Source organism: Aquimarina mycalae, assembly GCF_029906345.1.
Lineage (GTDB): Bacteria > Bacteroidota > Bacteroidia > Flavobacteriales > Flavobacteriaceae > Aquimarina.
Window position 1 is genome coordinate 146,957 of sequence record NZ_JARYGY010000003.1, and the last position, 17,005, is coordinate 163,961.

Here is a 17,005-nt window from a genome sequence, read left to right on the forward strand (position 1 = left end):
TATTAAGATTACCGTAATATTAACTATGCTTTTTAATTTCCTATTTCTTAATCGTTCGATTCATAAGCCAATAATCTACTAAAACCAATGCTGCCATTGCTTCTACAATAGGTACAGCTCTTGGTACGACACAAGGATCATGTCTTCCTTTACCTTGCATATTGACTATATTACCATCTTTATCAATCGTATCTTGATCTTGCATGATTGTAGCTACAGGTTTAAAAGCTACATTGAAATAAATATCCATTCCGTTAGAAATACCTCCTTGTATACCACCAGAAAGATTGGTTTTAGTAGTTCCGTCAGTATTAAATAAATCATTATGCTGACTACCTTTAAGTTCTGCTCCAGCAAAACCGCTACCATATTCAAATCCTTTTACTGCATTAATGGATAACATTGCTTTTCCTAATTCTGCATGTAACTTATCAAAAACTGGTTCTCCCAATCCAATTGGAACTCCAGATATTGCGCAACTCACAACTCCACCAACGGTATCCCCTTCTTTTCTGATTTGCTTGATATATTGTTCCATTTCTAAAGCCTTCTCTGTATCAGGACAACGAACGATATTACTTTCGGTTAATGAAAAATCAAGTTCAGTATGAGGTTTGTCTAATTTTATAGTTCCAACACCACTCACATAGGCATTAAATGTTACTTCAGAAAGTATTTGTTTTGCTATCGCACCAGCTACTACTCTACTTGCTGTTTCTCTGGCAGATGAACGTCCACCACCACGATAGTCTCTAACACCATATTTCTGATCATAGGTATAATCAGCATGAGAGGGTCGATAAGAATCTTTTATATGAGAATAATCTTTAGATTTTTGATTGGCATTTTTAATAACAAAACCTATTGGAGTTCCCGTAGTTACTCCTTCAAAAATTCCTGAATAAAACTCAACCGTATCGGGTTCTTTACGTTGGGTAACGATTGCCGATTGTCCTGGTTTACGACGATCTAATTCACTCTGTATTGCTTCAAGATCTAATTGCACTCCAGATGGACATCCATCAATAATTCCTCCAATTGCAACTCCATGAGATTCTCCAAAAGTGGTTACCTTAAATAGGTTTCCAAATGTATTTCCTGCCATTAAAAAACAATTTTCAACAAATGTACTTGTTAATCTTTAAAAACACAGTAGTTATTTGACAGAAAAACTTATGATTATTTCCTAAAAACGCAACTCTATTTCAGATTTCAAACTCTTTTTTATATAATCATTGGTTTAAATCAAATCTAAGCTTTTATCCATTCCATCTGTTGTAGAGCTTTTAAGAAGATTTTCATCTGTTCTAATGTCCCAATACTAATTCTTACCCAAGTAGGATAATGAGTTCCTCCACCAGGAACGATAGCAATACCGTACTGTTTTACTTCGGATCTAAAACGTTTTGCATCCTTTACATTCATTAGAATAAAATTGGTGTTACTCTTTAAATACTCTATCCCCAATGCATCCAAACTTTGTTCTACATAAGTTATAACTTCTGAGTTCTTCTTTCGATATTGATCGATATAGGCATTATCATCTAAAGCAGTCATTGCAGCTACAACACCAGGATTAGCAATCAACCCTCCAAAGCTAAAAAACTCATGAGTAAGCTTGGCTATCGTTTCTGATGATCCCATTGCATACCCCACACGCAATCCAGCTAAACCGTATGCTTTAGAGAAAGTTCTAATAATTAATACATTATACTTTTCTTTAAGTAATTGAACAGTATCTAATCTTTTCGAAGGGTTCATTAGCTCTATATATGCTTCATCTATGGCGACCGTGCACGTATCTGAGGCTACTTCTTTACAAAAAGAAGCGAGTTTATCTGCCGATAGTGCTTTTCCTGTTGGATTATTAGGATTGCATATATATACCAACTTTGTATTCTTTGTTATGTTTTTTTTGGTAGCATCCAGATCAATATCCATCTCTTTAGTCAGTAATACTCTTTTTACTTTATGATCAAATATTCTGTCTGCAAAAGCTGCCGTTACATTAAAGGTTGTTGCAGGAACAATAATACTGTCTTTTTCCTTTCCGAAAGTTCTGGTAAGCATGCATAGGATTTCAAAAGAACCATGTCCTAAAATCACTTGATTTTCTTCAATTCCATTAATCTGAGCAATCTTTTTCTTAAGATTATCAGTATCATAGGTATGAAATGATGCATATCTATTTACTCGATGCGTATGTTTAGTTATAGCTTCCAAAACTTTTTTAGAAGGTCCATAAGGGTTTTCATTGGAAAATAACCTTAAATCCTTATTTGATTCATCGATTACTGTTATTGGTTCGTTTGGTAGTAACGAGGCTCCGTATGCTATTGGAGCAATTGTAGTTGCAGCAGCAAAAGTACTTCCTACTTGTAAAAATTTTCTTCTGTTAAATCCTTCAGTATTCATATAGTATAGGTTTTATACAAAATTGACTGATCTACAACTAGTTTCCTATCCAGATCGTGATTCTGGCATACTAAAACGTGATATACTCAAAAGATGTTGTTATCATATTATCTTAAAATTCATTAATTTTCGGCTCCATTGAAAATAATATCCATGAAGGTTTGTATAGCTGAAAAACCAAGTGTTGCGCGAGAAATAGCTTCTGTTTTAGGAGCAAATACAAAACATGATGGATATTATGAAGGGAATGGATATGCTGTAACCTATACTTTTGGCCATCTCTGTACCTTATATGAGCCTAATGATTATAAACCATATTGGAAAAGCTGGGATCTAAATAATTTACCTATGCTTCCAGACAAGTTTAAAACTAAAGTGGTAGATAATCAGGGAATCCAAAAACAATTTAATATTGTAAAATCCTTATTTGATAAAGCTAGTTTAGTAATTAATTGTGGTGATGCAGGACAAGAAGGAGAATTGATACAACGATGGGTAATTCATCAAGCAGGTTATACAGGAGAAATACAGCGTCTGTGGATTTCTTCATTAACTACAGAAGCCATAAAAGAAGGTTTTAATAATCTAAAACCTTCTGAACAATATGATAATTTATATTATGCAGGATTCTCCAGAGCGATTGGTGATTGGTTATTAGGAATGAATGCTACTCGATTGTATACAGTAAAACATGGTGGCTACAAACAAGTACTATCCATTGGTAGAGTGCAAACTCCTAGTTTGGCCATGGTTGTCAATCGATATAAGGAGATCTTAAATTTTAAACCACAACCATATTGGGAACTACAAACCTTATACAGAGATACATTATTTAGCTATGAAGAGGGACGTTTTTTAAAAAAAGAAGATGGAGAATTATTAGCTAATAAGGTAAAAGAAAGTGATTTTGAAATTGTCTCTATCACTAAAAAAGATGGAAAAGAATATGCTCCTAAATTATTTGATCTTACGGGATTGCAGGTATATTGTAATACTAAATTTGGTTTTTCTGCAGATGAAACATTAAAAATTGCGCAGAAACTATATGAACAAAAAGTGATAACCTATCCTAGAGTTGATACCACTTTTTTACCAAACGATGTATATCCTAAAGTGTCAGGAATACTGGAGAAATTAACCGAATACAATTCCTTAACCAAACCGCTGCTAGGTGAAAAAATTAAGAAATCTGCTAAAGTTTTTAACGATAAAAAAGTAACTGATCACCATGCTATTATCCCTACTGGTGAACAAATGAACTTGCAATTTAATCAGAAACAAGTATATGATATTATTGTAAAACGATTTATAGCAGCGTTTTATGATGACTGTAAAGTAGCCAATACTACAGTAATTGGTACTGCGGATTCTGTTTCTTTCAAAACCACAGGTAAAGTCATTGTAGAGAAAGGTTGGCGCGTTGTATTTGAAAATCCAAACGCTCCCACTAAAAAAGAAACTGGGATTCTTCCTGATTTTATTAAAGGAGAAAAAGGCCCTCATGAACCTTCTTTTCTTGAGAAAGAGACAAAACCTCCTAAGCAATTTACAGAAGCTACCTTGTTACGTGCTATGGAAACTGCTGGGAAACAGGTAGATGATGATGAAATGCGTGAACTAATGAAAGAAAATGGAATCGGAAGACCTTCTACTCGTGCTAATATTATAGAAACATTATTTAAACGTAAGTATATAGAACGTAATAAAAAACAAATTTTACCTACCAGTACTGGCATACAACTAATAGATACGATTCAAAACAAACTATTAACTTCTGCAGAGTTAACTGGTAGATGGGAAAAGCAGCTTAAAGAAATTGAAAAAGGCGCTTTTAATGCTGGAGCGTTCATAAAGAACATGAAAAAGATGGTAGATCATTTGGTATATGAGGTAAGAACCGAAAAAGTAAGAGCCAATATATCACATACTACCGCTCAAAAGCAACAAAAATCAACTAAAAAAACAGCAGGAATCACTACTGAATTATGCCCTAAATGTAATAAAGGAAAAATCTTAAAAGGAAAATCCGCTTATGGCTGTAGTAATTTTAAAACAGGATGTAGTTTTCAGTTACCATTTAGCTATCTGGGTAAAAAAATATCTGAAAAACAATATATACGATTGTTAAAAAAAGGCTGTACTGTGAATCTAAAAGGTTTTAAAACAGAGGCTGGTCCTACAGAAGGTCTATTGCGTTTGGACAATGATTTCAATATACTTTTGGAACCTAAGAAAGTTACCAAAACATCTAAATCTGATGAAACAACCGATCAAATGCCTTGTCCTAAATGTACTAAGGGATCTATCCTTAAAGGCAATACTGCCTATGGATGTAGTGAATTTAAAAATGGTTGTGATTTTAGGTTTTCTTTTGAAATGGTTAGAACTAAAGCTTCTGGAAAAACCTTAACCAAAAAATTAGTATATACTATTTTAAAGGAATTTCATGTTTAAAATCATTCATTAACAAATACTTATATTTTCTTTAAAAAGAGTAATTCTAGTTTCCCTTCTTTATTAATTAGGGAATTTTCCTTTTCTTTATAAAAAATAGTACTCCCCATATAGCAAAAAATTATATAAAAATATCTGTAACGTATTACTAAGTAATTCTTAAGCTTGTTCAATATTATGAAAAAACTATTGCGATCAATACTAAGAATCCAAAAAGAGCAGATTCAGGTAAATGGAGAAAATGATGATAAAGAGAATGTATCAATTCCTGTAAGATTTTCGAAATGGATAAAAGAAATTGAATCAACTAAAGCTCCGAATGATAAAATCATTGCTTACAATTTTGGACTTTTTGAATCTAATGGTTCATATATGATGTACCTAATTGGATGCAAAAAATATGACACAAAAAATGAAGACTGGGTCTGTGATGTTGACTATGAACCAAAAAATAAATACTTTGACTTACACAATGCAGAGTTAAATAATTCCAAATGGGAATTTGTTCTGGAATATGCTGTAAAACTTGTTAAGGGATTTATGAAAACAGAAAATTATTATCAAAGTTTTTTAGTAAAATCTGAATATATAACTATTGGATTTGATGATGGAAACTTGATTCAATTAAAATAGAAAGGCATACAATATAAGTTACAATAAGACATTGTTATGGAAGAACAGATGAGATTATTACAAGAATGGCAACAAAGAATACGAAAATCGCAGAAAGCTCATTATCAAGATGCTGAACGACTAAAAAGGAATAAGTTATATCTTGGTATTCCTACTGTAATATTAACTTCATTGGTAAGTGCAGGTGTTTTTACATCTATGAATGATAGTGGTGATACCATACAAGTAAACCCTCTTTTTATTGGTTTAATCAGTGTTTTAGCGACCATATTAGTATCATTACAGACATTTCTTAATTACGCAGAAAATAAAGAGAAACATCTTAATGCAGCAAGAAGATTATCTTCACTTAAAAAAGAAGTACAACAAAACATAATTACTATAGAAAAAACAACAGAAACTCTAAATGTATTTATAGAAGAAGTAAGGTTAAAATGGGAAGAAATTATTAACGAGGCTCCACTAATATCCTCGGCAAACTTTGATCGTTTCTTTAGAAAAAAGAATACAACAAAAAATAAAAACCAAAGACAACTTTAAAAAAGCAGGTGGCTAAATACCATATCACTATTATAAATCATCAAATTTGGAGCACATGGATACTATAGAACTCACAAAATTAACATTGACTGGTATTGGAATCATATTGACTTTTATCACTTTAGTTTTTGGTATTTCAAAGTTTTCTGAAGAAAAAAACAGAGAGTTTCAAAAAACTTTTTTCTCTGCTCAACTAGAAATATATAAACAAGCTGCTCATCACTCATCATCACTATATGTATATCCAAAATCTTCTAATGAATACAAAACACATTATTCTAATTATAAAAGTTTATTTTTTGGTGAAATGTGTATTGTAGAAGACAAAGTTGTAGAAGAACGAATGGTACAATTTAACATCATTTTAAATCTATATGACGAAGCTGAAGATTCATTACAGTCGAGTATATTAAAGAATGAACTTAAACATTTTTCGCTTGTATTGGCCCATACTTTGAGGAATTCTAGTATTGAAACTTGGAAAATTAAGGAAGATGTTTTGGGAAAATTATTTAATGATTATTCTAAAACCCCTGACGAAGATAAAATCAGAATTGAAGTTTGTCATAAGATGGTTTCAGGCGAGCTTAAACCAGAACTTTTTACCACAGAGCTCAATAAACGATTGAGTGCATTACAACCTAAGTAAAAACTACAGTAATCAAACACAAATCAAAATGGATGAAAAAGAATTCGAACTCAAGAAAGAAGAATTAGAATTACAGCGAAAACAAATCCAACATAATATAGATGCTTCAAAAAGTAAGAATAGAGAACGTATCTCCTTGTATATAGGATTAGTTGTCGCAATTATTGGGATTTTCGGAAATCTCGCCAATAATGTGGTACAAGGTAATATTAATGAAAAACTAGATAAGCAAACCTTCGAATCAGATTTGATAAAATGGGCTCTTGAATCTGATGATCGAACTCAAAATCGTTTAAATCTAAAATTTTTGCTAGATGGATCTCTAATTAAGGATAAAGACGGAGCTATACTAAAACTCGTTACCGATACTACATCCATAAACATTCCATATAAGGCAAACTTTCGCTGTATAGAAATTGTATCAAAAGATGATACTGGTAAGGTTATAAATGTCAAAAGGAAATGTTCTGAGGATGCCCAGTTCTTAAATGAGTACATTAAAGATTTTATGAAAACATCGGCAGGAGAAAGAAGTGTTACTTGTAAATGGATCTTACCGTAACAATAATATCTTACGGTTTTCTTTTGATAATATTACATTCTACGAGATTTTTTCTTCTTCTTAGGTTTTGATGATTTTGATGATTCACTAGCATCAGAATTAGAACTTAAACTTGAAGCTGAATTCTCTCTTTTTAATGAACTTTCTTTGCCTAAAACCAATGCACCGTGTGGTTTCAACTTCACCTTGGATTCGGTAGCTTTTGCTCTTGAGACTTGAGCAAATTCTACTATTCTGCCTTCATGCACTACCGTTTTCCCTTCTTTTAGTTGCTTTCTTGCATTACGAGCAACTTCTTGTGATACTTTCTGCACATCTTTAACTTCCATGATTCTCGACTTATCAATTCCTCCTTTTGTAAGTACTTCTTTTGATGCTTTGGCACTATTAACAGCAGTTCCTTTTTCGACTTTCAAATGCTCTTTCACTCCTTTAGTCGTAGATATGTCCATATCATCTTTGGTCGCTTTTATTTTAGCCACTCTTCCTGTTCCTGTTGGATTTGTAAAAGCAGCCCAAGCTATTGCAGTTCTTTTACTTTTTGTGGTAGATACAAAAGCACTTTTTGTTTTGGCTCTACTACCAGCACCCACATGCTGAAGAGGTGTTTTGCTTTGATCAGCTCCTTCTGGTGGTTGAAGACCTTGTTCCAAAGGTTTCTCTTCACCTCGTAATGCTCTATAATTTACCGATTCACTGATATCAGAAGACTCGCTATCGGATTCTTCATGTCTAGCTCTATGAACTCTTCCTTTTTCATCTTCTGTATTTTTATTCTTTGGCATAACGTTGATATTTAAAATTTTCAACATAAAGTTATTTGATTATTCTCTAAAAACGTCATACCAAGTTATAACTGCTTAATTTGTTGTAATAACTGGAACTATTGTACTATGATAATGATTTAAAGATTGCTATTATTAAAACATTTTTAGATTGATTTTAATAAAGACTGACGATACTGTACTGCTGTAGTATTCGTTAACTTTTTAAAAGCAGTATTAAAAGAAGAAATACTGTTAAATCCACTTTCATAAGCGATTGCCGAAATCTTAAAATTCCGATATTCTGGCAATCCCAATAATCGTTGTGCTTCAGCAATTCTGTATTCTGAGATATATTGTGAGTAGTTAATATTTCTATTCTGATTGATTACCTGAGATAACTGCTTAGAAGTTATTCCCAGTTGTTTACTAAGTTTGGTAAGGGTTATTTCTGGATCTAGGAATAGTTTTTCTTTCTCCATCAGATACGTCAACTTATCCAAATATGAAATTGCATTTTCATTGCTTAAAGATGAATTCGCATATTTTTCATTTCCGATAGTAAATAAAAACGAATGCCTTAATCCCCAAATGGATAATACCAATATAACCACTGAAAATAAAAATGCAGTGCTTAGATAAGGAACTATATTCATAAATACTCCTATTTGTACAAGCGACAAGGCAATGGTAAGAAGTGTAAAAAATAATAACCATCGATATACTATATGAGATTTATTATTTGATTGCGACTTATGTTTGAATAACCAAAGTAATGTGAACATACCATATAATAAAATATGTACCAATAAACCAATAAATATAATTCTGGATGCTGTGGAGGCATTATTTGGGATAATCCAGCAGCTTACCACAAACAATAGCAAGGGAATATATTGAATTAGCATTATTGTTCTGTTAACAGAATTCCTGGATAACCATAATCCTCTTACATAAAACCATAATGATGGTCCAATAGCTAATAACATTCCTAGAAATACATTCCGAATAATTGGATCAATAGGAAAATAATTATAAAATAAAGATTTACCGATCCTAAGGCTAAAGGCTAAGAGGTATATTGCCAGGAAAATGTTAGCTCCTACCCTTTTTTCCTTAGTAATCATAAGGAATATCCCAAAGAACAATGCAATAATAAAACCTATACTGCCTAATAATAACTCTATGTGTTTAAAAATATCTGGATTCATTATCATACAAAGTAAGTAATTTTTCGTCTGTCTGTATGCTAAGAATTCTATAAAGAATAATAGAAAATGGTAATAAAATAATCCACGGTTTTATAATTAATATTATAAATCAGAATACATACCAAAATAACAAAGACATCAGAACTCCAGTAATTGCAATTAGCGTAGTCATCACAGTCCAAGAACGGAACGTTTGCTTTTCTGTAATACCCAAATATTGCCCCACTAACCAAAATCCACTATCATTTACATGTGACAAAATGGTTGCTCCTGAAGCAATAGAGATTACAAAAAGAGCAATCTGAATAGCACTAAAATCTCCAGCCATAATTATCGGCGATGTAATTCCAGCTGCAGCGATCATTGCGGTAGTTGCAGAACCTTGTAATACTCTTATCAAAGCCACTACTATAAATGCGAATAGTAAAGGATGAATATAAGAGCTTTGTAACGATGAGGCTAACAACTCACCAGCTTTGGTATCCACTAGAATTTGTTTAAAAGCACCTCCTGCACCTGTCAATAAAATTATAGCACCAGCTGGTCTAAAAGATTTCATAGACATTTTTAATAGATCATCTCTTGTAGTACCTCTTTTAATACCTAAAAAATACCAAGCAATTAAATTTGCTATAATTAAAGCCGTAAACGGATGTCCTAATAACGCAATTATGTAGATTAAAAATTCTGGAAACGTATCATTCGCAAACCAATCTCCTAACAACACTGTTTTTAAAACAATCAATACAATAGGTAAGGCGATAATTAAGATGATACCAATTGGATTTGGTGGATTATCATTCTTTGTCTCTAAAACACTTTGTTCTGGTATTTCGATATTTATTTTATCAGATAAATATTTACCTAATAAGGGTCCGCTTATAATTGCTGCAGGAATCCCTGTCAAAAATCCAAATACAATGACCCAACCTAAATTGGCACCTAAAATATCAGCTACTGCTACAGGACCTGGTGTAGGTGGAATAAAACTATGCGTAATAGCCAATCCTGCAAGCAGTGGTATCGCATACAACAATAAAGACTTCTTTGTCTTACGTGCAATTGCATATACAATAGGCACTAAAATGATAAATGCCACGTCAAAAAATACAGGAATCGCAATTATAAATCCCGTAATCATTAATGCCCAGGAAGCATTTTTTTCTCCTGCTAATTTTAAAATATAATTCGCCAATCCTTGTGCTCCTCCAGAATGTTCTAACAATCCACCAAACAATGCGCCCAAACCTACTACTGTGGCAACAAAACCTAGTGTACCTCCCATTCCGTTTTTTATACTATTTAGTATATCCTCAGCAGGTAACCCAGCAACTATTCCTACTAGCATACTAACAATAAGCAAAGCAATAAATGCTTGGATTCTTAATCTAAGAATCATAAATAGTAAGGCAATTATCCCTACTCCAACCGCAATTAATAATTGATATTCCATAGGTGTTATTTCCAGTTTGTATGAAAGTATTGATCATTTGGTTTATCCACTCTTTGATAGGTATGGGCTCCAAAATAATCTCTTTGTGCTTGTATCATATTTGCAGATGATTGCGCAGATGTATATCCTATAAAATAGTTAGCCGCAGCAGAAAAAACTGGTATAGCACAACCAGATTTTAGTCCAGTAGACACAACCTCCGAAAGTGCACTTATATTGGATTTCATTACAGTAACTATTTCTGGAAGCATTAGTAAAGAAGTAGCAGTATCCTTATACAACAAATCGCATATTTCTTCCATCAAATCACTTTTAATAATACATCCATTGGTCCATACTCGTGCCACCTCAAAAAGATTAAGATGCCAGTTATATTCTTTGGAAGCTTCTTGTAGTAATTCGAAACCAATGTGATGATTTACGATACTGGTGGCTTGAAAAGCTTTTTCTAAATTTTTAATAAATGTATTCTTAGAAATATCAGAAGTTTCTAATTGATATATTTCTGAAGCAGCTACACGCTGGGATTTCATTGCCGAAATATTTCGTGCCATCACGGATTCAGAAATCGTAGATAAAGACATTCCTATTTCTAAAGCTGCATTCGTAGACCATCCACCAGTTCCCTTCTGTCCAGCTTTATCTAATATTTTATCTATTAAAAAATGATCTCCTTCCTTTTTCTTAAGAATCTCCACAGTAATCTCCAACAAATAACTTTTCAATCCATTTTCAATCCAATTACTAAAGATATCTGATATTTCAATTGGGGTTTTCTTTACGTAAAACCTTAATAAATGATAGGTTTCTGCTAATAATTGCATTTCTGCATATTCAATTCCATTATGAACCATTTTTATATAATGACCAGATCCTTCTGGACCAAGGTATGTACAACAAGGATTACCGCTTTTATCTTTTGCCGCTATAGTTTCTAAAAATATTCCAGATATATCATATCCTTTTTTTGATCCACCTGGCATTATTGATGGTCCTTTTAACGCCCCTTTTTCTCCACCCGATATTCCTGCTCCTAAAAAATGAATACCAAACTGTTTTAGATCTTTTTCTCTTTGTAAAGTATCTTTATAATGCGAATTTCCTCCATCTATCAAACAGTCATCCTTTGATAACATTGGTAATAAGGCATCAATTACCATATCTACTGCTTTTCCTGCATTGACCATAATCATAATAGTTCGAGGTTGTGCTAAGGAATCTACAAACAACTGTAAATTATCAAATCCAAGTATACTATCATTAAGTTGTTGTTCCTGAACAAACTTTTTAGCAATGTCGACTTCTGTTCCTTTTACTTGTCTATTAAATACAGAGAGCTTGATATTCTTAGATAAAATATTATTAGCCAGACCTTTACCCATAACTCCCAAACCTATTAATCCTAATTGTGATGTATTCATATGTAATTTGGATTTGATTTCTTTTATCAGTGCTTTACAACTATTGTCAACATTTATAACAATTGCATCTTCTGGTTTTTCTAATGTTTCAAACTGAGAAGTCAACATCTCTTTTTTGAAAAAATGATCTTTCCTTGCTTCTATCCGACTAGAAATTAAATCATAGCTTCCGTCTAAGAAAATCCATCGGATATATTGTTTATCAATGGATTGAAGTTTTTTTCTATATTCTTTTTTTAATGCAGAGCAGGCCAATACAGCGCCTTTATGAGCATTCCAATTAATAATTTCTTGTGCTAGTTTTTGCAACCAAGGTCCTCTATCATTATCATCCAATGGGATTCCTTGCGACATTTTATTAATGTTAGCTTTAGGATGAAAATCATCAGCATCATAAAAAGGAATGGTAAGATCATTGGCCAGCGATTCCCCAATAGTTGTTTTCCCACTTCCAGATACACCAAATACTATATATACGATTCCTGTATTCACTACAATGTAATTATTATCTTAATACAAATTCTAATTCATTAGTTTCATCCAATGAATGTTTTGCTACCCATAATTTAAAGGCACCTGCTTCGGTAATCCATTTTTTATCTGGTCCATAAAAAGCCAGGTCATCGGTAGAGAAAGTAAATATTACTTCTTTAGAAACTCCTGGATCCAATGTAATTTTTTCAAAACGTAATAGTTCTTTCACTGGTCGAGTTAAACTACCTACTAAATCTCTAAAATATAATTGTACTGTTTCTTTTGCTTTCATTTTTCCAATATTGGTAATCTTAACCCTTACGGTAATAACGTCACCCATATTAGGATTGGTCGTAGATATTGTAACATCAGAATATGCAAAATCGCTATAACCCAACCCATATCCAAAAGGGTACTGTGGTAAAAATCCTGCATCCAAATAATGTGATGTATTCCCAAGGGAGCTTTGCCAAGCTGCAATTGGTATAGAATCCATATGTACGAACTCTTCGGGAATCACAGGTCTTCCTGTATTTTTATGATTATAATGTATTGGAATCTGTCCCACTTCTTTTGGCCAGGTAATTGGTAGCTTTCCTGATGGAGAAACCTTACCAGTTATGATATTTTTTAAAGCTGATCCTCCCATAGTTCCTGGATGCCAAGCCATTAATATTCCATCTACCTTATCTATAATATTACCTAAGGTTATCGGTCGACCAGCCATAAGTATCAATACTATTGGTTTATTCGTTTTTGCTAGTTCTGAAATAAGTTTTTCCTGGGCGCCAGGAAGATTAATATTAGCTCTACTATGTGCCTCTCCAGAAAGAATGGCTTCTTCTCCAGCAAAGAACAAGATTACATCCGAAGCTTTTGCTGCTTTTATTGCCTCTCCGAAACCTGTTGTAGATCTATCTCTACTATACGATAATCCAGCACTATATTGAACACTATAATTACTATCCTTTTTAAATACATCTAATGGTGTTACAGTATGTTCTTTTTCTCCATCAAAAGTCCATGTTCCTAACTGCTCGTGTGGTGCGTTTGCTAATGGGCCTATGATAGCAACTTTGCTAGTTATTGGTATCGGTAAAATATTATTTTTGTTTTTTAACAGTACCGTACTTTCTATGGCTGTTTCTTCTGCAGAAGCCAAATGTTTTTTATCATATAATATATCTTCATTAGGATTAAAATATGGATTTTCAAAGAGTCCTAGTCTAAATTTTATACGAAGGATATTTTTAACCATATGGTCAAGTTTCTTTTCAGAAAATTTCCCCTCTTGAATCAACTCTTTCATATGATCTTGATATGCGGTACTTGTCATTTCCATATCCAGCATAGCATTTGCGGCTTTTTCTGCAGCTTCTTTAGCATCCTTAGCAAATCCATGATTTACCATTTCGATAACCGAATTCCAATCGCTTACCACAAAACCTTCAAAATCCCATTGGTCTCGTAATATATCTTTAAGAACATATTGATTAGCAGAAGCAGGAATACCATTGAGGTCATTAAAGCTAGTCATAAAGGTAGCTGAACCTACATCTACAGCAGTTTTAAACGGTTTTAAGTATACATTATGAAGCAGATACTCATTGATGTTTGCTGTATTATAATCCCTTCCTCCTTCTGCAGCTCCATAACCTATAAAATGCTTTGCACAAGCTGCCATACTAGTGGGTGATGACAGATCTTCTCCTTGAAAACCTTTTATATATGCTTCTGCCATTATACTAGTCAAATAAGGATCTTCTCCAGCAGATTCTGCAATTCTTCCCCATCTGGGATCTCTGGAAATATCTAACATAGGTGCAAATGTCCATCTGATTCCGCTAGTACTTGCTTCTATTGCAGCTATTCTAGAACCTTCTCTTACCAATTCTGGATTAAACGAAGCTGCTTGCCCTAGCGGAATAGGGAAAATTGTTTTGAAACCATGGATTACATCTCGTGCAAAAATTAATGGAATCTTGCTAGGGCTTTCTTCTACAGCTATTTTTTGTAATTGCTTGGCATCGTTTTTATCCATGATGTTAAGAAAAGAACCTATTTCACCTTTTCTAACTGCATTTATAAGGTTTTCTGGTAATTTCTTTACTCTACTGGATTTACCACGTTGTGCAGTTTGTCCTATTTTTTCTTCCAAAGACATTCTAGAAACAATACTATCTATTTTATGTTCTATAGGATCTATTACATCATTGAGGGCTGTATTATCCATTTTATCATTGTTACAAGACATCAATACAATTGATATAGACAAAAAATAAAATAGTTTAGAATGGTGGTATTTATTTTTTAAGATGATCATGAAAATGTGAATATTAAAAAATTAATTCTCAACAAATTGCAGTAAGAATAATGTTAAGATGTACAAGGCGAATTTAGAGATACTTTAGGATAACAAAAAAGCAAAACATAGCAAACCATTCATTGTTAAGAAAGTTTATAGAAGCTTTTACTGAAAGTTTTAAAGGTACTTGAGAACAATTTCGGGAATGTTATAATTTGGATTTTTCATTACAATCATTTAACTATTTTCAACAATTAACCTTAGCATAACAAAGCTTCAAAATCTTTATTTATTTATAACAATCTCTTTATAATCAGTTAATTGTTTTGGTATTTAAAGAAGTTTTATTTGTAGTAATACAATATATATGAAGAAACGAAATGTTGAAGTTGTAGTTGTTTCAGATATCCATTTGGGAACTTTTGGATGTCATGCAAAAGAATTACTAAATTATTTAAATAGCATAAACCCAAAAACACTTATTCTTAATGGTGATATTGTAGATATTTGGCAATTTCGTAAACACTACTTTCCAAAATCACATCTAAAGATTATTAAAAAAATCATCAATTTCGCTTCTAATGATACAGAGGTAATATATATTACGGGTAATCATGATGAAATGCTGCGTAAATTTAGCGATACCAAAATCGGTAACTTTGATTTGGTTGACAAACTTGTATTAGAACTAGATGGTAAAAAAGCCTGGATTTTTCACGGAGACGTTTTTGATGCTTCAATACAAAATGCAAAATGGCTTGCCAAACTTGGCGGTTGGGGATATGATCTGTTAATTCTTATAAATCAAATTATAAATTGGTCCTTAATAAAATTTGGAAAAGAAAAATTCTCACTCTCCAAAAAAATTAAGAATAGCGTAAAAAAAGCTGTAAAATATATTAATGATTTTGAACAGGTTGCAGCAGAATTAGCCATAGACAATAACTATCAGTATGTAATTTGTGGGCATATACATCAACCGCAAATAACAGTAAAATCCAATAAAAATGGTTCTTGTTTATACCTTAATTCTGGAGATTGGGTTGAAAACTTAACCGCTCTGGAGTATCATAATAAAAAATGGAATCTGATTACCTATCAAAAGGAAGAAATGGAATCTAATACCATTTCTGATGAAATTGAAGAAATGGATATTAGTTTAGAAAGCCTTCAGACATCACTTATGCTTTTAAAATAATTCTATCTATCAAAAAAATGTGATATTAATCTTCTAAATTATTTGATTACTAATAAGATATTAAAATAAAGCTTGTTATCCGTACCTTTGATGTATATTCCAAATCACCATTAAAAATAATAACTATGCTTGGTTTAAAATTAGCTACAGATCCGCGATGGGCCGCTCTTGTAGAGTCCAATATTGAAGAAATTCTTACTGATCATGCGTGGTGCGAACAAAAGGCAGCTACCAACGCAATTACAATCATTACCTTAAACTCTGAACATGAGGATTTAGTAACAGATTTATTGGTTTTAGCTCAAGAAGAGTTAGAGCATTTTCAAATGGTTCATGAACTAATAAAAAAACGAGGTTATAAATTAGGGCGTGAACGTAAGGACAGTTATGTAAACGAGTTATTTAAACATAAAGTAAAACAAGGTGGAAGTCGGCAACAAGGTTTGGTAAGTCGGTTACTTTTTTCTGCGATGATTGAGGCACGTAGTTGCGAACGTTTTAAACTTCTTTCGGAAAAAATAAAAGATCCAGAACTCTCTAAATTCTATCATGATCTTATGATAAGTGAAGCTGGACATTACACTACTTTTATTGGTTTTGCCCGTAAATACGGAAAAGGAATAAATGTGGATAAGCAATGGCAAGATCTCCTAGAGTTTGAAGGAGAATTAATCCAGAACTATGGTAAGAAAGAAACAATCCATGGATAAGGAGTAGTTTATAAACAACCAAATCATATTATATTTAATTATACTTTTAAGATGTATTAATAATCTAAATCCTTTGGTTTAATTTTTTAGTTTTAAAATGAGCTAATTAGATAATAATTTTTATTGTTAAATTTGGTATGTAAGATTCTTTATTAACCACCAGATAATCTCTATACTTTAGATGAGTCTATTTTCTCCATCGAATAAAAGATTGAT

At 32.4% G+C, this 17,005-nt stretch carries 14 protein-coding genes; 7 read left to right on the forward strand and 7 right to left on the reverse strand.

Features of this window, described 5'->3' with window-relative positions; genetic code table 11:
- Positions 1 to 40 precede the first annotated feature (40 nt).
- Both aroC and QBK95_RS08455 read right to left on the reverse strand, forming a co-directional pair.
- Positions 41 to 1,105, reverse strand: coding sequence for a chorismate synthase (gene aroC / locus QBK95_RS08450; RefSeq protein WP_280932571.1), 1,065 nt, complete (start codon positions 1,103 to 1,105; stop codon positions 41 to 43).
- Between the two features lie 146 nt (positions 1,106 to 1,251).
- Positions 1,252 to 2,415: a pyridoxal phosphate-dependent aminotransferase gene (locus QBK95_RS08455; protein WP_280932573.1), complete on the reverse strand. Its 1,164-nt coding sequence runs from the start codon at positions 2,413 to 2,415 to the stop codon at positions 1,252 to 1,254.
- Positions 2,416 to 2,568: 153 nt separating this feature from the next.
- Between QBK95_RS08455 and QBK95_RS08460 the strand changes: the two genes are divergently transcribed.
- From QBK95_RS08460 to QBK95_RS08480, 5 genes are all read left to right on the forward strand, one after another.
- Positions 2,569 to 4,869: a type IA DNA topoisomerase gene (locus QBK95_RS08460; RefSeq protein ID WP_280932575.1), complete on the forward strand. Its 2,301-nt coding sequence runs from the start codon at positions 2,569 to 2,571 to the stop codon at positions 4,867 to 4,869.
- Positions 4,870 to 5,046: 177 nt separating this feature from the next.
- Positions 5,047 to 5,502 (forward strand): hypothetical protein, encoded by a 456-nt coding sequence (locus QBK95_RS08465; protein WP_280932577.1) that lies wholly within the window; start codon positions 5,047 to 5,049, stop codon positions 5,500 to 5,502.
- A gap of 36 nt (positions 5,503 to 5,538) precedes the next feature.
- Positions 5,539 to 6,042: an SLATT domain-containing protein gene (locus tag QBK95_RS08470; RefSeq protein WP_280932579.1), complete on the forward strand. Its 504-nt coding sequence runs from the start codon at positions 5,539 to 5,541 to the stop codon at positions 6,040 to 6,042.
- Positions 6,043 to 6,097: 55 nt separating this feature from the next.
- The gene (locus tag QBK95_RS08475) at positions 6,098 to 6,691 is read left to right on the forward strand and encodes a hypothetical protein (protein WP_280932581.1); all 594 of its coding nucleotides are present in this window, start codon (positions 6,098 to 6,100) and stop codon (positions 6,689 to 6,691) included.
- Between the two features lie 28 nt (positions 6,692 to 6,719).
- On the forward strand, positions 6,720 to 7,253 hold the full coding sequence (locus tag QBK95_RS08480) for a hypothetical protein (RefSeq protein ID WP_280932583.1): 534 nt from the start codon (positions 6,720 to 6,722) through the stop codon (positions 7,251 to 7,253).
- Positions 7,254 to 7,285: 32 nt separating this feature from the next.
- On the opposite strand, the gene QBK95_RS08485 is transcribed toward QBK95_RS08480, so the two are convergent.
- The 5 genes from QBK95_RS08485 to QBK95_RS08505 form a co-directional block, all read right to left on the reverse strand.
- Positions 7,286 to 8,038 (reverse strand): hypothetical protein, encoded by a 753-nt coding sequence (locus tag QBK95_RS08485; RefSeq protein ID WP_280932585.1) that lies wholly within the window; start codon positions 8,036 to 8,038, stop codon positions 7,286 to 7,288.
- A gap of 146 nt (positions 8,039 to 8,184) precedes the next feature.
- A complete protein-coding gene (locus tag QBK95_RS08490; RefSeq protein WP_280932587.1) occupies positions 8,185 to 9,228 on the reverse strand; it encodes a helix-turn-helix domain-containing protein in 1,044 nt (347 codons plus the stop codon).
- Positions 9,229 to 9,337: 109 nt separating this feature from the next.
- The gene (locus tag QBK95_RS08495; protein ID WP_280932589.1) at positions 9,338 to 10,681 is read right to left on the reverse strand and encodes a GntP family permease; all 1,344 of its coding nucleotides are present in this window, start codon (positions 10,679 to 10,681) and stop codon (positions 9,338 to 9,340) included.
- 5 nt (positions 10,682 to 10,686) lie between these two features.
- Positions 10,687 to 12,594 (reverse strand): NADP-dependent phosphogluconate dehydrogenase, encoded by a 1,908-nt coding sequence (gene gnd, locus QBK95_RS08500; RefSeq protein ID WP_280932591.1) that lies wholly within the window; start codon positions 12,592 to 12,594, stop codon positions 10,687 to 10,689.
- A 13-nt stretch (positions 12,595 to 12,607) separates the two neighbouring features.
- A complete protein-coding gene (locus QBK95_RS08505) occupies positions 12,608 to 14,809 on the reverse strand; it encodes a glycoside hydrolase family 3 N-terminal domain-containing protein (protein ID WP_280932592.1) in 2,202 nt (733 codons plus the stop codon).
- 439 nt (positions 14,810 to 15,248) lie between these two features.
- Here QBK95_RS08505 and QBK95_RS08510 point away from each other — a divergent pair, with 439 nt between their 5' ends.
- Together QBK95_RS08510 and QBK95_RS08515 are read left to right on the forward strand one after the other, a co-directional pair.
- On the forward strand, positions 15,249 to 16,079 hold the full coding sequence (locus QBK95_RS08510) for a UDP-2,3-diacylglucosamine diphosphatase (protein WP_280932595.1): 831 nt from the start codon (positions 15,249 to 15,251) through the stop codon (positions 16,077 to 16,079).
- A 125-nt stretch (positions 16,080 to 16,204) separates the two neighbouring features.
- Positions 16,205 to 16,789, forward strand: coding sequence for a MiaE family protein (locus tag QBK95_RS08515; protein WP_280932597.1), 585 nt, complete (start codon positions 16,205 to 16,207; stop codon positions 16,787 to 16,789).
- Positions 16,790 to 17,005 lie beyond the last annotated feature (216 nt).

Bases quoted from the DNA above. Each gene is read 5' to 3' on its own strand.
- aroC (WP_280932571.1), bottom strand. From the start codon at position 1,105: ATGGCAGGAAATACATTTGGAAACCTATTTAAGGTAACCACTTTTGGA.
- QBK95_RS08455 (WP_280932573.1), bottom strand. From the start codon at position 2,415: ATGAATACTGAAGGATTTAACAGAAGAAAATTTTTACAAGTAGGAAGT.
- QBK95_RS08460 (WP_280932575.1), top strand. From the start codon at position 2,569: ATGAAGGTTTGTATAGCTGAAAAACCAAGTGTTGCGCGAGAAATAGCT.
- QBK95_RS08465 (WP_280932577.1), top strand. From the start codon at position 5,047: ATGAAAAAACTATTGCGATCAATACTAAGAATCCAAAAAGAGCAGATT.
- QBK95_RS08470 (WP_280932579.1), top strand. From the start codon at position 5,539: ATGGAAGAACAGATGAGATTATTACAAGAATGGCAACAAAGAATACGA.
- QBK95_RS08475 (WP_280932581.1), top strand. From the start codon at position 6,098: ATGGATACTATAGAACTCACAAAATTAACATTGACTGGTATTGGAATC.
- QBK95_RS08480 (WP_280932583.1), top strand. From the start codon at position 6,720: ATGGATGAAAAAGAATTCGAACTCAAGAAAGAAGAATTAGAATTACAG.
- QBK95_RS08485 (WP_280932585.1), bottom strand. From the start codon at position 8,038: ATGCCAAAGAATAAAAATACAGAAGATGAAAAAGGAAGAGTTCATAGA.
- QBK95_RS08490 (WP_280932587.1), bottom strand. From the start codon at position 9,228: ATGAATCCAGATATTTTTAAACACATAGAGTTATTATTAGGCAGTATA.
- QBK95_RS08495 (WP_280932589.1), bottom strand. From the start codon at position 10,681: ATGGAATATCAATTATTAATTGCGGTTGGAGTAGGGATAATTGCCTTA.
- QBK95_RS08505 (WP_280932592.1), bottom strand. From the start codon at position 14,809: ATGGATAATACAGCCCTCAATGATGTAATAGATCCTATAGAACATAAA.
- QBK95_RS08510 (WP_280932595.1), top strand. From the start codon at position 15,249: ATGAAGAAACGAAATGTTGAAGTTGTAGTTGTTTCAGATATCCATTTG.
- QBK95_RS08515 (WP_280932597.1), top strand. From the start codon at position 16,205: ATGCTTGGTTTAAAATTAGCTACAGATCCGCGATGGGCCGCTCTTGTA.